Genomic DNA, 14,475 nt, shown 5'->3' on the forward strand with positions numbered 1-14,475 from the left:
GCCTATGTTGAAACTACGTAGAATACCGTATTCGTCGGGTCAGGCTTTGCGCCGGTATTCCAGGAAGATCGGCGCGGTGTCGCCCAGCTTCTTCTCTTCGTAGCGGGTAATCACATGATCCGCCGGCGGAACGAACCAGTCCTGGTCCGCCGCCCCGATCCGCTCCAGCCCCGGCGTGCGCTCCAGCCGCTCCAGCGTCCATTCGGCATAGTCGCGCCAGTCGGTGACGAACCGCAGCGTCCCGCCCGGCTTCAGGATGCGGGCGAAGGCCTGGGCCGTCTCGTCCTGCAACAGGCGGCGCTTGTTGTGCCGCGCCTTGTGCCAGGGGTCGGGAAACAGGATCAGCACCCGATCGACCGAGGCGTCGGGCAGGGCGTCGACGAGGTCGCGCGCGTCGTCGGCGTGGATGCGGACATTCTTCAGCCCGCCTTCCTCGACATGGCGCAGGGCCGAGGCCACCCCGTTCAGAAAGGGCTCGCAGCCGATCACCAGGGCGTCGGGCCGCGTCGCCGCCTGGGCCGCCATATGCTCCCCGCCGCCGAACCCGATCTCCAGCCACACCTCGACCGCCTCAGGCATCATCGCCTTCGGGTCCAGCGGACCGGCCTTGGGGTCCGGCACGGCGATGGTCGGCAGCAGGCTGTCCATCAGCGCCGCCTGCCGCGGTTTGATCGGCCGCGCCTTGATCCGGCCGAACGACCGCAGCGGCCGGTCGAGATGGGGGTTTTCGTCGTCGTTCATGCGCGTGCCGTTACCGGTCCCAGGCCGGAGCGTCCAGACCATCCGCTCTCACCTCCCTGTTCGCGAAGGCGAACGGGGAGGACAGGTCGCGCCAGCGACCAGGTGGGGGCGACTCCACCCTATCCCGCATCTCGTCGCGCGCGCGCCACCGTCAGGATGAAGCCGAGCACCCCCTCAAGTTCGTCTTTCACATGGATCGCCCGCACGCGGACAACCTTCACGCCGCGCTCCCCCAGCCACGCCGCCCGTCGCTGGTCGTGAGCGACCCGTTCCAGCTGGTCATGAACCGCGCCGTCCACCTCGACCGCCAGCTTCGCCTCGGCGCAGTAGAAATCGAGAATATACGGACCTATCGGATGCTGCCGGCGGAACTTGCAGCCGTTCAGGCGACCGGCCCGCAGCGCAGTCCAAAGCCGGGCTTCCGGCGGAGTCATTAAACGGCGAAAGGCCTTCGCGCGTTTGAAGCTCAGACCGTCAGCCACCGTCTCGCCCCCTCCTGACCGCTTCGCGGTCTGTCCTCCCCATTCGCCTTCGCGAACGGGGAGGTGAGGATCGTACCGTAACCTCACCGAACATCGAAATCTTTTGACGCCTCCGGCAGATGCCCCTCCTATGACGGTCGCAAGACACGTCGGGCTGGCGTGTCGTCGGGAAGAGGGGATCTGATGATCGGATATCATCTGCGGGGCGCCAGCCTCGCGGCCATAGGCTTTGCCGTGCTTGGCTTGTCGGCCTGCGCCACCACGGGCGCGGAATCGGAGGCGGCTGCGCCGTCCAAGGACAAGACCCTGGCCGCCGGCCTGGATCCGGCGACCACCCTGAACCCCTATCCGTCCACCTATCAGCCCTTGCCGCGCGAGAATTTCGCCGTGGTCGGCGCGACCGTCCTGACCGGCACAGACCGCAAGATCGACAATGGCGTGGTCGTGGTCACGGACGGCAAGATCGCCGCCGTAGGCGACGCCTCGACCCCCGTCCCCGCCGGCTATCGCGTGATCGAGGCGCGCGGCCGCTATGTCACCCCCGGCGTCATCGACGTCCACAGCCATCTGGGCGTCTATCCGTCCCCCGGCGTGCAGGGCATGAGCGACGGCAACGAGGCGACCAGCCCCAACACCGCCCAGGTCTGGGCCGAACATTCGCTGTGGCCCCAGGATCCGGGCTTTAACACCGCCCGCGCCGGCGGCGTCACGACCATGCACATCCTGCCCGGCTCGGCCAATCTGTTCGGCGGACGGGGCGTAACCATCCGCAATACGCCGTCCATCACCATGCAGGGCATGAAGTTCCCGGACGCCCCCTATACGGTCAAGATGGCCTGCGGCGAGAACCCCTCGCGCGTCTATGGCTCGCGGAACCAGAGCCCGGCGACCGGCATGGGCAATATGGCCGGCTATCGCGCCGCCTTCATCGCCGCGCGCGACTACAAGGCCAAATGGGACAAGTGGCGCGAGGACGGCGAGGGCGCGGCCCCGACCCGCAATCTTCAGAACGAGACCCTGGTCGGGGTGCTGGACGGGTCCATCCTGATCCAGAACCACTGCTACCGCGCCGACGAGATGGCCATGATGATCGATATGGCCAAGGAGTTCGGCTACCGGATCACCACCTTCCACCACGCCACCGAGGCCTACAAGCTGGCGCCGCAACTGGCCCAGAACGGCATCTGCGCGGCCATGTGGACCGGCTGGTGGGGCTTCAAGATGGAGGCCCTGGACGCCATTGAGGAGAACGCCGCGCTGGTGGATGCGCAACAGGGCTCGTGCGCCGTCATCCACTCCGACGACGCGGAACTGACCCAGCGCCTGAACCAGGAAGCCGCCGCCGCCCTGTCGGCCGGTCGCCGCGCCGGGCTGAACATCTCGGAAGAACACGCCATCGGCTGGATCACCTCCAACGCCGCCAAGGCCATCGGCATCGCCGACCAGACCGGCTCGCTGGAGGCCGGCAAGCGCGCCGATGTGGTGATCTGGAGCGCCGATCCCTTCTCGATCTACGCCCGCGCGGATCAGGTCTTCATCGACGGCGCCCTGACCTTCGACCGGACCAACCCCGCCTATCAGCCGACCAGCGACTTCGAGCTGGGCCAGCCGGGCTATGGCCTGACCGCCGCCAACGTCGCCGAAGGAGCCCGCTGATGCGTCTGTCCCACATCCTCGCCGGCGCCGTCGCAGCTCTCGCTGTCGCCGCCCCCGCCCTTGCCCAGGACACCGTGGCCATCGTCGGCGGCCGCGTCCTGACCGGAACCTCGGTCATCGAGCGCGGCACGGTCGTGATCCGTGACGGCAAGATCGTCTCGGTCGGCGCCGGCGCCGCCCCGTCCGGCGCCCGCGTCATCGACGCGACCGGCAAGACGGTCGCCCCCGGCTTCGTCGCCGTCGATTCCGGCCTCGCCGGGACCGAGGTCGGCGCCGTCAGCGGCACCAACGAACTGCGCAACAGCGCCAACACCCTCAGCGCCGCCTTCGACATCTCCTACGGCCTGGACCCCTGGTCCTTCACCCTGCCGGTGGCGCGTCTGGGCGGCATCACCCGCGCCGTGGTCGTGCCCCAGCACCCCGGCTCGTCCGGCGGCCATGTGCACGAGGACGAAACGGCCGGCGCCGGCGAGGGCGGCTATCAGACGCCGGGCCTGTTCGCGGGCCAGGCGGCGATTATCGACCTGGGTCAGGATGCGAACATCCTGGTCAAGCCGCGCGTGGCCATGGTCGCCCCCTTCGGTGAGGCCGGCGCCGACATCGCCGGCGGCGCCCGCGGCGCCCAGTTCGTCCTGTTCAAGGAGACGATGGCCGAGGTCCGCCTCTACGCCCGCAACAAGTCGGCCTATGAGCGGGCGGGCCTGCGCGACCTCAGCCTGTCGCGCGCCGACCTGGAGGCCCTGATCCCGGTCGCCAACGGCTCCATGCCCCTGATCGTCAGCGTCCACCGGGCGTCCGACATCCAGCAGGTGCTGCGTCTGGCGCGCGAGGAAGGGATCAAGCTGATCCTGGACGGCGCCGAAGAGGGCTGGCTGGTCGCCGGCGAGATCGCGGCGGCGGGCGTGCCGGTCCTGCTGAACCCCATCTCCAACCTGCCCGCCGATTTCGAGATGCGGGCGGCGCGGATGGAGAATGCGGCGGCCCTGAACGCGGCCGGCGTCGTCATCGCCATCAAGGGCAATGAGGGCTCGACCCACCGCGCCCGCGAGGCCCGCTACAACGCCGGCAACGCCGTCTCGCACGGCCTGCCCTATAGCGCCGCCATCGCCGCCCTGACGGTCAATCCGGCCAAGATCTTCGGCATGGCCGGACAGTTCGGCCAGATCGCGCCGGGCGCCGCCGCCGACGTCGTGGTCTGGTCCGGCGACCCGCTGGAACCGCTCAGCCAGCCCTCGGCCGTCTTCATCGACGGCGTCGAACAACCCCTGACCAGCCGCGCCCTGCTGCTGCGCGACCGCTACCGCCAGCAGACGCCAATGCCGCCGGCCTACCGCAACTGACGGCCGCTTAGAGCCTGAACGGAAAGGGCGGGGCCGCAGGGTTCCGCCCTTTTTTATCCTCCCCCTCTGGGGAGTTAGCGCCGCCCTTCTTTCGTCATTCCGGGCGAAGCGCAGCGGAGACCCGGAACCCAGCGGCGCCGAAGGCGAAATCTATCCGCCGCAGGCTGTTTGAAGGTCGAGTCCGCGACAGGTTCGCGCTCCCGCGCGCCGCTGGGTTCCGGGTCTACGGGCCAAGCGGCCCTTCGCCCGGAATGACGAAAGAGAAGAGGCCGACAGCCCAAGCTCCATCAACCCCATCTCCTCCCACTCTGGGGGAGGTGGCGCGGCGCGTCTTCCGCGCCGTGACGGAAGGGGTGCGTCCGCAACACAGGCGCCTCTGCGGCGTCCAGAGCCCCTCCACCGCTTCGCGGTCCCCCTCCCCGCAGGGCGGGGAGGGGACAGAACGCCGCCGCAGCGTCTGCTGTGCGATCAGACGCCGATTTCGCCAATCAACGCGTGGCGGAACGTCGCTCTCGACATTGCAACGAACAGCCGCCAGGGCCAAACTACGATATGGACCTACAAACCCGCCGCACAATCTTGAGAATATCGCCTCTCAAGTTTGGAGGCATATACGGCATCGCTTGGCTGGCCATGGGATGGATCTTGGTCGAGCCTTTTTGGACCTCAGGTTCCATCAGCGAGTACCTTGCGTCGGGCAGCCGGTCGGCACATCGATGGCCTATCGCCGCGGTTGCGGCCTTAGTGGCGATCCCAATTTTGGTTTTAGCTTTCGCCAAGGTTTTGCGCCATGGAGGCTCATTATTGTCGATATCGGGATCAGTTCTCTCAAGCCCGTATTTTCGGAAGCCTTTGAATTTTGACTCGGCCCATTTTTGGCTCAGACGCAGCATCTACGGCCCTTCCGAGCTTGTCGTGCTCAGCGACGGAGTTGAGCATACAGTTCCACTCATTTTTGCCGCAGGCACGCCGCACATGAACCTGGAAAGAATCATTGAGATCAGCGGCTCAAATGAACCTGCCAAGCGACAACCGATTGCCCTCACCTAGACCCCTTCGGCCCTGTTTCAGCTTCCTGTAAGCCCACCCCACCCTCGACGACCCGCCCCCGTCCGCGCTAGGTCAGGCCCATGCCGACCGCCCTCTACATCGACGCCGACGCCTGCCCGGTGAAGGAGGAGGTCTATCGCGTGGCGCGGCGCTATGGGCTGAAGACCTATGTGGTCTCCAATGGCTGGATGCAGGTCCCGCGCGAGGCCCTGATCGAACAGGTGGTGGTGGACGCCGGGCCTGACGTGGCCGACGACTGGATCGCCGAGCGGGCGGGTCTGGGCGATGTGGTGATCACCGCCGACATTCCCCTGGCGGACCGCTGCCTGAAGGCCGGGGCCCAGGCGCTGAAGTCCAACGGACAGGCCTTCACCCCGGACTCGATCGGCTCGGCCCTGGCCGGGCGGATGGTGGGCGAGCATCTGCGGTCGATGGGGGTGGCGACGTCCGGCCCGCCGCCGTTTTCGGCCGCCGACCGGTCGCGGTTTCTTCAGGCCCTGGACCAGGCCGTGGTCAAGGCGCGCAGGGTCGCCCCCCCGAGCCAGCCATGACGACGACGATCCCCGAGGACGAGCTGGAGTTCCACTTCTACCGCGCCGGCGGACCGGGCGGCCAGAACGTCAACAAGGTCTCGACCGCCGTCCAGATGCGGTTCGACGTGAAGAACTCCCCCAGCCTGACCGAGCCGGTCAAGGCGCGGCTGATGAAGCTGGCCGGCAGTCGGCTGACGCTGGAGGGGGTGATCCTGATCACCGCCGTCCGCCACCGCACGCAAGAGCGCAATCGCGCCGACGCCGTCGAACGGTTGCAGGCCATGGTGGACGAGGCCTCGATCAAGCCCGTCTTCCGCGTCCCGACCCGGCCGACCAAGGCCTCGAAGGAACGCCGGCTGAAGGCCAAGACCAGCCGCGCCTCGATCAAGTCGGGACGCGGCCGGCCGAACCTGGATTAGCGGCGCTGAACTAGCGGCCCCGGATCAACCGCGCGGGGGGCGGCCGCCCCGACCCTGGCCACGCCCTTGACCGGGCCCGCCCTGCATCGCCGTCTTGGGCAGGCTTTCCAGCGTCAGGATCCCGTCGTGATCCTGGTCCAGCAGGACGAACCAGCGCTCGCCCGCTGCGGTCCATTCCTCGGGCGTGATCTTCTGGTCGGCGTTGCGGTCGGCCGCCCGCACCGGCTGGGGCACCGACAACAGGCCGGCGCGGGCCAGACGCTCGGTCCCGCCGCGATAGGGCTGGGCGCGCGGCTTGGCGCCCGATCCGCCGCCTTCCTGACCGCCGCCCATTCCGCCCATGGGATCCTGCTGCTGGTCGCCGTTCAGGTTCATCTGACCGCCGCCCGGCGGCCCGCCCCGTCCAGAGCCGCGACCGCCGCCCATTCCGCCGCCTGGCGCGCCGCCCATTCCCCCGCCCATAGCGGCGAAGGTGGAATCGACCAGCCGCTCATAGGCGAAGATTTCCGACGGCCCGACCACGCCGTCGCTGTCCTGATCCAGGGTGGCGAACCAGCGCTGACCGTCGGCGGCGAATTCCTCGGCGGTCAGGCGACCGTCGCTGTCGGTGTCGGCGTCGGCGAACCAGGCCGCGACCGGATAGGGCTCGCCCGGCTCGGACACGAACAGCTCGCCATAGGGGCTGACGAAGATTTCGCTCCTCTGCGGCGGGGGACCGCCTTCGCCGCCGGGGCCGCCTGGGCCGCTGGCGCAGGCGGAAAGCAGGGCCATCATGCCGAGGCCGGCGACGGAATATTTCATGTCTGAAACCCCAGAAGACGGAAAAAGCGCCGTCGTTCCAAGGCTTAGCGCATCAGCTTGGCCTTAGGATGGCCCCAAGGCCTTGGCCGTCCTGCGCCCTAGCCTTCGACGGGGCGGAACCGCAGGCCGGCGATCCGGTCCTCGGGATCGAACAGGATCATCCATTCGGTGACCTTGTTGTCGAAGGTGACGCGGAACAGCTGGGCGTCGCCCTCGGCCTTCTCGAACTCGACCGTGCGGACGGCGCCGAAGCTCTTGATCAGGGGGCTGATCTCGGGCGACAGCTGGCGCATCCGGGTCGCCAGATCCGGGGTGAAGACCGAATAGTCGAAGCCCGCGCCCTGAACCGCCGCGATCACGCCGCGCAGCGCCGCCTCGGCTCGCGCGATGTCCGGCGCCTGGGCCTCGACCGAAGCCGGAGCCTGTGCGGGGGCGGCAGGCGCGGCGTCGAAGGCGTTGGGCACCGCGCCCGCAGCCGCCTGGGCCAGCGCAGGCACAGGCGCCGCAAACAGGGCTGCGGCGAGAGCCGTCTTGATCAGGCTGGTCTTCATGCGAAGGCTCCGGTCAGTGCAGATAGGGCCACAGAGAAAGACCCAGGGCCGTCAGGGCCGCGACCACCGCGACCGTGATTGAAGCCGTCATCCAAGCGGGAGTTCCCGACTTTTCGATGACCACCGTCACCGGACGCGGCGGGTCCTGCACCAGACGCGAGATGGCCCGCGCCGCCGCGATCATCTCGTTCAGGGCGTCGCGCGCCTGGGCCTGGGGCCCCAGCTCGCGACGGATCCAGCGTTCGACCACCGGCTGGGCGGCCTTCCACAGGTCGTGGTCGGGCTGAAGCCGGCGCGCCACCCCCTCGACCGAGACCATGGTCTTCTGAAGCAGGATCAGCTCGGGCCTCAGCCGCATGTCGAACAGGGCGGTGATCTCGAAAAGTTGCCCCAGCAGCCGGCCCATCGACACCTGGCTGGCGGCCCGGCCGATCACCGGCTCGCCGACTGCGCGCAGGGCCTGGGCGAAGGTCTCGACCGAATGGTGCGGCGGGACATAGCCGGCCTCAAAATGGACCCGGGCGATCCGGTCATAGTCGCGGCTGATGAAGCCCCACAGGATCTCGGCCAGATAGCGTCGCTCGGCCGGACCCAGCCGCCCGACGATGCCGAAGTCGATGGCGGTCAGATGGGCCGGGGCGCTGGCGAATAGATTGCCCTCGTGCAGGTCGGCGTGGAACACCCCGTGGTCCAGGGCCTGGACCAGGAAGGCCCGCACCACATTATCGGCCAGCAGATCGACGTCCAGGCCGGGCAGGTCGGTCAGGGTCGGATCGGTCATGGGCACGCCCCTGGCCCATTCCAGCGTCAGCACCCGCTTGCCCACCCCGTCCCAGATGACGGCGGGGGCGGACATATAGCCGTCCTTGGCCAGGACATCGGCCATTTCGCTGGCGGCCGCCGCCTCCAGCCGCATGTCCAGCTCCAGGTCCATCGAGTTGGCGATGGTCTCGACGAAGGCCTGGGGCTCCAGCCGGCGCGACAGGGGAACCAGCCGGTACACCAGGGCGGCGCCCAGCCGCATGGCGTCCAGCCCGTCGGCGACCCGGCGCTCGACCCCGGGACGCAGCACCTTGACCGCCACGGCGCGACCGTCCGCCAGGGTCGCCCGGTGCGCCTGGGCCAGGGAGGCGGCGGCGACCGGCGGGCTCAGATCGATGAACAGGCTCTCGACCGGCCGGCCCAGCGACTTCTCGATCTCGCGCCGCGCCTCCTCGATCGAGAACGGCGGCAGGGCGTCCTTCAACCGGCCCAGGTCGCGCGCGAACTGCAGGCCGAAGATGTCGGCGCGGGTGGCCAGGACCTGGCCCAGCTTGATCGCCACCGGCCCCAGGTGTTCGAACGCCTTGCCCAGCCTCTGGCCCGGCCGGCCCTGACGTCCGTCGCGGCCGGACAGCATCTGCACGACGCGGGCGAAGGGTCGGGCCCAGACGGGCAGCAGGGGATTGGCCTCGCGCGGGATCAGGGCGTCATGGCGCGCCAGAACCCACAGCCAGCCCAGCAGGCGCAGAAAGGCCGCGACCGGATTCTGCACCGCCACGGCGGCCGGCGGCGGCGGGGCCGTGCGATAGACCCGGGTCAGATCGCCCACCCGTGGTGGATGGCGGCGATCCCGCCCGACAGATTGGTCACCGAGACGCGCTTGAACCCGGCGTCCTCGATCAGGCCCTTGAAGGCCGTCTGGTCGGGGAAGCGGCGGATGCTCTCGACCAGATACTGGTAGCTGTCGCGATCCTTGGCCACCCAACCGCCGATGCGCGGAATGGCGTGGAACGACCAGGCGTCATACAATTTGCGCACCGGCCCGGTCGTGGGCCGCGAGAACTCCAGGCACAGGAACCGCCCGCCCGGCTTCAGCACGCGCCGCGCCTCGGCCAGGGCCTTGTCGATATGGGCCACGTTGCGGATGCCGAAACTGATCGAATAGGCGTCGACCGAGGCGTCCGGCAGCGGCAGGTTCATCGCGTCACCGACCGACCAGCTCATCTCGGGCTCGCCGCCCTTGTGGACCCCGGCCAGGATCATCTCGGCGTTATAGTCCAGCACGATCACCGAAGCGTCTTCGCCGCCCCGCCGCTCCTGGGCCGCGCGCGCCATCTTCGAATAGCGCCGCGCCATGTCGCCGGTGCCGCCGGCCACGTCCAGGATGGTCTCGCCGGGGCGTGGGTTCAGCTTGGCGGCGGCGATGTCCTTCCAGACCCGGTGGACGCCGACGCTCATCAGGTCGTTCATCACGTCATAGCTGGAGGCGACGGAATCAAAGACCCCGCGCACCATCTTCACCTTCTCGCGCGCATCCACGTCGCGGAAGCCGAAGGAGGAACGGTCGCCCGACGAATGCGGGCCATGGGAGGAGGCGTCGGTCATGCGCGCGGTCTAGCGCGTCGCGGCCCTTCCGTCACCCCGAAGTCCGTCCCCCTCGGAGCCCGCTTCCGGTTGAGGCAGTTCCAAGTCCTTCATCACCTCACGCATCAGGCCGTAACAGCCGCAGGAGGCCGCCTCCAGCCCGTCGCGGTCCAGCACCCGAACCCAGCCCCGGCCGCGCTGGATCAGCGTCTTGCCCTCCAGCACGGTCCCGACCTCGGACACAGTGGCCCGGCGCACGCCCAACATACCGGCGATGTCGGCCTGGGTCAGGTCGATCCGGTCGTCCTCGGCCCGGTCGTGCAGGGTCAGCAGCCAGCGCGCCAGCCGTTCGTCCAGCCGGTGCTGGGCGTTGCAGGCGGCGGCCTGCTGCACCTGGGCCATCAGGCCTTCGGTGAAGCGCGACAGGGCCGAACGCAGGCTTTCGCTCGCGTCCAGCGCCGCGCCGAACGCCTCGGCCGAACAGACGGCGGCGACCCCGTCGCCTTGGGATATGGCGCGGCTGGCGGCCCGGGCGTTGAACGGGCCGCAGGTCACCCCGACCAGTCCCTCGCGGCCGATAGCGGCGGTCTCGACCATCTTGTCGTCGGGCAGGACGGTCATCAGCGACACCACCCCCTTGATCGGGAACCAGACCTCACCGACCGCCTCGCCGGCGTCATACAACATCTGGCCGCGCGCCACTGTGCGCGTCTCCAGATGGGGCTCGATCCGCTTGCGGTCGGCGGGCTCAAGGGCGGCGATCCACAGATTGTCCATACCCAGTTCCTCCGCATCCGAAACGGCGACGCTTTCGCAAGACCCGGTAACGTCAGAGCGCGCCGGTCTGTTCCGCCCCGCCCTGACGGACGCTTGCCGCGCGCGGCCGGGTGGCTTACGCCGGACGGAACCGACAAGAGATCGTGCTGGGAGACGCGCAATGGACGGCAATATCGGAGCCCGGGCGGCCTGCGCCGCGCTGAACGGCTGGAAGCCGAGCGAGGACGGTCGCGACGCCATCGTCAAGGCGATCCTGTTCCACGACTTCAACGCCGCCTTCGCCTTCATGACCCGTGTGGCGATGCAGGCCGAGGCCCTGGGCCATCATCCCGAATGGTTCAACGTCTACAATCGGGTCGAGATCCTGCTCACCACCCACGACGCCGACGGGGTCACGGATCATGATGTTCAGCTGGCCCAGTTCATCGACTCGATCAGCGGCGATCTGACGCCCGGCAACGGACACGATTGATGACCGCCCCCCACAGCCGCCCCGGCCGCGTCGCCGGCAAGACCGTCCTGATCACCGGCGCCGCCGGCGGCCTGGGCGAGGCCATGGCCTTCATGATGGCCCGCGAGGGCGCCCGCCTGGCCCTGACCGACATCGACGGCGACCGCGCCGCCGCCCTGGCCGCCCGGATCAACGCCGAAATCCCCGGCGCCGCCTTCGCCTACGCCCACGACGTGGCCGACGAGGCCCGGTGGGAACAGGTAGTCGCCGCCGCCGTCGCCGACCTGGGCGGCCTGTCGGTCCTGGTCAACAACGCCGGCGTCGGCGGCCCCCTGGCCTTCGTCGAACAGGACACGGTCGAGAACTGGCAGCGTCAGTACGAGATCAATCTGCGCTCGATCATGCTGGGCGCCAAATACGCCATGCCGCACCTGCGCGCCGCCGCGCCGGCCTCCATCGTCAATATTTCGTCCATCGCCGGCATGGTCGCCGCCCCCGGCATGGGCGCCTATAACGCCACCAAGGCCGCCGTCTGGATGTACACCAAGACCCTGGCGCTCGAGGCGGCCAAGGCCGACTGGAACGTGCGCTGCAACTCGGTCCATCCGGTCTTCATCAAGACCCCGATCCTCGACCCCTTCATCGCCATGGCCGGCGGCGACGAGGCCAAGGCCCACGAACGCCTGACCCGCGGCATCCCCCTGAAGCGGATCGGCGAACCCGACGACGTCGCCTACTGCGTCCTCTACCTCGCCTCCGACGAGTCGAAGTTCGTCACCGGGTCCGAGTTCAAGATCGACGGCGGCATGACCGCGCAATAGCGCGCTGGCGCCTTTCTTTTTGGGCCTACCGCGCTTCGCGCTGCTTGAGGCCGGGTGATCGTTCGCGTCCCTATTGCGCGGTCATCTGCTTATTCGGGATTGAGACCGCCCGCCGCTTGCTGTAAGCGGCCTCTTCGGCGTCTCGCCGACCACGCACCCGTAGCTCAGCTGGATAGAGTACTGCCCTCCGAAGGCAGGGGTCAGAGGTTCGAATCCTCTCGGGTGCGCCACTTCGGTTTAAAGCCGAGAACTCCGCCAACAGCAGCAGATTCCCCACCATTGCTGGGCGCCTTGTCACGCCGGCAGGCGTGACAAGGCGCCGCCGGCATGTTGGCGACGCCTTGCGTGACGGTGACTTTATTCAGCGTTGGCGACGCCGATATTCCCGACGACGGACGACTCGATTTCCTGAACGGCTACGGGAGGCTCGAACGCCGTCTCTTCCTCGTAACGCGGCAACGCGGCATGGAACGGACAGCCGGCGAACCTCTGATCGTCCTTATAGCGTGCGGCGAAATGGGCCGGAAACGCCTTGTCGAGCGCGCGGATCGATTCGCGGAGAACCTGCTTGTCGTGCCGATCCATCGCTTCGCGTTCCTCGACGTAGCTGCGCGGCGGATCGTCCATGAACGTCTCCTGATACCAGAAGACCATGCCCAGCAGCTTGGGCAGAAGGTCTTTGGCCATCGGGAACGGAGGGTCGATCTGCATCGTCTCCAATGTCGTCGGCAGTGCGAGGCTACGGATCAGTTGATGACCCAGCCAGTGCAGGTTCTCGGGGAAGAACCTGAACACGAATTGCTCGTAAATGGCCGAGGCGATCAGATTGCCGCGTTCGGGTTTCGGCCGGGGCTCATTTTCGATCGCTTCACAGAAGCGGACGAGGCCGTCAAAGTCGTCTGGATAGCCATGCAACGGCTTGTCGTTCTCTGCCCGGAAGAGTTTGGACATCTCCCCCCAGAACTTATGGGCGGCGATCTTTTCCCGCTCCGATATTCCCGGCACTCCCATTTGAAGGCGAAGCCGGTGCATCGTCACCGCAGTGAAGGCGCAGACGTAAATATAGTCTTCGTTATAGGAAAACGTGCCCGGATACTGCTTTGCCCAATAGGCGTGAAGATTATTGATGCCGGCGACGGATTTCTTGGTGCGCTCATCATGCGGTCCGTACCACCACCAAAGGGCGTTTGCGTTCTGCGTCTGCTCAACGCGAGAGGATGAGCGTTCGACGACCTTCCCTCCATCCTCGCGCCAGATGGCGGCCGCGCCCCATTCGCTAACGACGAAGTTAGGGAAGGTTAGCGCGTAAATCAGATTCTGCATGAACTCGTCGGCGCCATAGCAACTCGAAAGCTGCCAGATCCGGACATAGTCGGTTTCTGGATCGAGGCCTTCCATTTCGGCCCTGATCCATTTTTTAGGAGCGTTGCTCATATCTATGTTTCCTCATTTCTTGATTGGCTGCCCCCTTCAGCAAGGGCGGAGGCAAGCGGAAGCCGGGGTTCACAGCGGACAGGCGCGCAGGTCTTGCTGCTGGCTGATCCTGTGATCGGTGGTGAGCGGCTGAATGATCCAGTCGCTGTTGAAGCGGCCAGGGCCGCACCCGTCGGTATCGCGAACGCGAGAGGTTGCTGGGGCGGAACCGCGTCACACTCGCCTGCCGCAGGTCGCCAAGGCGCGTGCAAAGCGGCGATATCGACCCCGCCGCTCTCCTCTCGCCTGTGCATTGATAAGGCGCTCACGGCCGGCCCAATAACTGAACGATACAGTTCACTTATCGTCGGAATTTGACCGCTGTCAAGATAACTATACGGTACCGTATCGTTATAGGATGCCGCTGGCGGTCGGCCCCGCGCACCCGTCGTGAAAGGACTATGATGGCGCGAAGACGGACAGAGGACCGGCGGCTTGGTTTCGTCAGGGCGGCCAGCAAGCTGTTCATCGAAAAGGGCTTCGGAGCCGTGACGATGGAGGCCATTGCTCAACAGGCCGAGGCGTCCAAAGCGACGCTCTACGGATATTTTTCGAGCAAGGAGGAGCTCTTCGAGGCTTTCGTCAATGAAGCCGGCAAGGGCGGCATTGAGGAGATCGAGGCCGCGAAAATCGGCCCGGACACCGCCCAGGTTCTTCGGCAAGTCGGGATCGCCTATCTCGACCTGGTCACCCGCCCGGATGTCGTGGAGGCAAATCGCCTCATCATGGGTGAGGCCGGCCGGCAACCGCAGCTCAGCCGCATCTTCTACGAGAGGGGTGCGCGCAAAACGCTTGTCGCCATCAGCGAGACCATCGCCAGCTTGATGGATTCAGGACAACTGGTGCGCTTCAATCTCCGCGACGCCAGTCTTTACTTCAAGGCTCTGTGCGAGGCCGGCCTTGTCGAGCGTCAGCTCTGGGGGCTGGACGGCGCGCCGGATCAGCAGACGCGCCACTCGGCCGTCGACAAGGCGACGGCGGTGTTTCTTGCGGCGTTCGGAGCGGGCGACAACAGAGCCTTGCCCTGAGCCGAC

General features: G+C 67.4%; 16 protein-coding genes and 1 tRNA gene. 8 read left to right on the forward strand and 9 right to left on the reverse strand.

Features of this window, described 5'->3' with window-relative positions; translation table 11 throughout:
• Positions 1-39 precede the first annotated feature (39 nt).
• Together trmB and ACW177_RS00830 are read right to left on the reverse strand one after the other, a co-directional pair.
• A complete protein-coding gene (gene trmB / locus ACW177_RS00825; protein ID WP_492026783.1) occupies positions 40-741 on the reverse strand; it encodes a tRNA (guanosine(46)-N7)-methyltransferase TrmB in 702 nt (233 codons plus the stop codon).
• Between the two features lie 119 nt (positions 742-860).
• Positions 861-1,223, reverse strand: coding sequence for an endonuclease domain-containing protein (locus ACW177_RS00830; RefSeq protein WP_492026784.1), 363 nt, complete (start codon positions 1,221-1,223; stop codon positions 861-863).
• Between the two features lie 183 nt (positions 1,224-1,406).
• Here ACW177_RS00830 and ACW177_RS00835 point away from each other — a divergent pair, with 183 nt between their 5' ends.
• Complete coding sequence (locus tag ACW177_RS00835) at positions 1,407-2,879, forward strand: amidohydrolase (protein WP_492026785.1); 1,473 nt, start codon at positions 1,407-1,409, stop codon at positions 2,877-2,879.
• Positions 2,879-4,219 carry an amidohydrolase family protein gene (locus ACW177_RS00840; RefSeq protein ID WP_492026786.1) on the forward strand — a complete coding sequence of 447 codons (1,341 nt, stop codon included), beginning with the start codon at positions 2,879-2,881 and terminating at the stop codon, positions 4,217-4,219. The genes ACW177_RS00835 and ACW177_RS00840 overlap by 1 nt, the downstream gene beginning before the upstream one ends.
• Before the next feature lie 545 nt (positions 4,220-4,764).
• Here ACW177_RS00840 and ACW177_RS00845 read toward each other — a convergent pair.
• Entirely contained in the window at positions 4,765-5,112 is a 348-nt protein-coding gene (locus ACW177_RS00845; RefSeq protein ID WP_492026787.1) for a hypothetical protein, read from the reverse strand.
• A gap of 237 nt (positions 5,113-5,349) precedes the next feature.
• On the opposite strand from ACW177_RS00845, the gene ACW177_RS00850 reads away from it, so the two are divergent.
• Both ACW177_RS00850 and arfB read left to right on the forward strand, forming a co-directional pair.
• Entirely contained in the window at positions 5,350-5,820 is a 471-nt protein-coding gene (locus ACW177_RS00850) for a YaiI/YqxD family protein (protein WP_154726976.1), read from the forward strand.
• Positions 5,817-6,221, forward strand: a complete 405-nt coding sequence (arfB, locus tag ACW177_RS00855) for an alternative ribosome rescue aminoacyl-tRNA hydrolase ArfB (protein WP_492026788.1) — start codon at positions 5,817-5,819, stop codon at positions 6,219-6,221. The genes ACW177_RS00850 and arfB overlap by 4 nt, the downstream gene beginning before the upstream one ends.
• 24 nt (positions 6,222-6,245) lie before the next feature.
• Here arfB and ACW177_RS00860 read toward each other — a convergent pair whose 3' ends face one another.
• The 5 genes from ACW177_RS00860 to ACW177_RS00880 all read right to left on the reverse strand — a co-directional run bounded on the left by ACW177_RS00860 (position 6,246) and on the right by ACW177_RS00880 (position 10,696).
• Complete coding sequence (locus tag ACW177_RS00860) at positions 6,246-7,022, reverse strand: hypothetical protein (RefSeq protein WP_492026789.1); 777 nt, start codon at positions 7,020-7,022, stop codon at positions 6,246-6,248.
• A 98-nt stretch (positions 7,023-7,120) separates the two neighbouring features.
• Positions 7,121-7,573, reverse strand: a complete 453-nt coding sequence (locus ACW177_RS00865) for a hypothetical protein (protein WP_492026790.1) — start codon at positions 7,571-7,573, stop codon at positions 7,121-7,123.
• Between the two features lie 13 nt (positions 7,574-7,586).
• Positions 7,587-9,164 carry a 2-polyprenylphenol 6-hydroxylase gene (gene ubiB, locus ACW177_RS00870; RefSeq protein ID WP_492026791.1) on the reverse strand — a complete coding sequence of 526 codons (1,578 nt, stop codon included), beginning with the start codon at positions 9,162-9,164 and terminating at the stop codon, positions 7,587-7,589.
• A complete protein-coding gene (locus tag ACW177_RS00875) occupies positions 9,152-9,940 on the reverse strand; it encodes a class I SAM-dependent methyltransferase (RefSeq protein ID WP_492026792.1) in 789 nt (262 codons plus the stop codon). Before ACW177_RS00875 ends, ubiB begins: the two co-directional genes overlap by 13 nt.
• A gap of 9 nt (positions 9,941-9,949) precedes the next feature.
• Positions 9,950-10,696 carry a Crp/Fnr family transcriptional regulator gene (locus tag ACW177_RS00880; protein ID WP_492026793.1) on the reverse strand — a complete coding sequence of 249 codons (747 nt, stop codon included), beginning with the start codon at positions 10,694-10,696 and terminating at the stop codon, positions 9,950-9,952.
• A 160-nt stretch (positions 10,697-10,856) separates the two neighbouring features.
• On the opposite strand from ACW177_RS00880, the gene ACW177_RS00885 reads away from it, so the two are divergent.
• From ACW177_RS00885 to ACW177_RS00895, 3 genes are all read left to right on the forward strand, one after another.
• Positions 10,857-11,168, forward strand: a complete 312-nt coding sequence (locus ACW177_RS00885; protein ID WP_492026794.1) for a 4a-hydroxytetrahydrobiopterin dehydratase — start codon at positions 10,857-10,859, stop codon at positions 11,166-11,168.
• Positions 11,168-11,968 carry an SDR family oxidoreductase gene (locus ACW177_RS00890; protein ID WP_492026795.1) on the forward strand — a complete coding sequence of 267 codons (801 nt, stop codon included), beginning with the start codon at positions 11,168-11,170 and terminating at the stop codon, positions 11,966-11,968. Before ACW177_RS00885 ends, ACW177_RS00890 begins: the two co-directional genes overlap by 1 nt.
• 153 nt (positions 11,969-12,121) lie before the next feature.
• Positions 12,122-12,198 (forward strand) — tRNA-Arg (locus ACW177_RS00895).
• A gap of 127 nt (positions 12,199-12,325) precedes the next feature.
• Here the strand turns inward: ACW177_RS00895 and ACW177_RS00900 are convergent.
• Complete coding sequence (locus ACW177_RS00900) at positions 12,326-13,402, reverse strand: hypothetical protein (RefSeq protein WP_492026796.1); 1,077 nt, start codon at positions 13,400-13,402, stop codon at positions 12,326-12,328.
• 440 nt (positions 13,403-13,842) lie between these two features.
• Between ACW177_RS00900 and ACW177_RS00905 the strand changes: the two genes are divergently transcribed.
• A complete protein-coding gene (locus tag ACW177_RS00905) occupies positions 13,843-14,469 on the forward strand; it encodes a TetR/AcrR family transcriptional regulator (RefSeq protein WP_492026797.1) in 627 nt (208 codons plus the stop codon).
• The last annotated feature ends 6 nt before the right edge of the window (positions 14,470-14,475 follow it).

The sequence above is a fragment of the Brevundimonas sp. AVps23W genome (assembly GCF_058681395.1).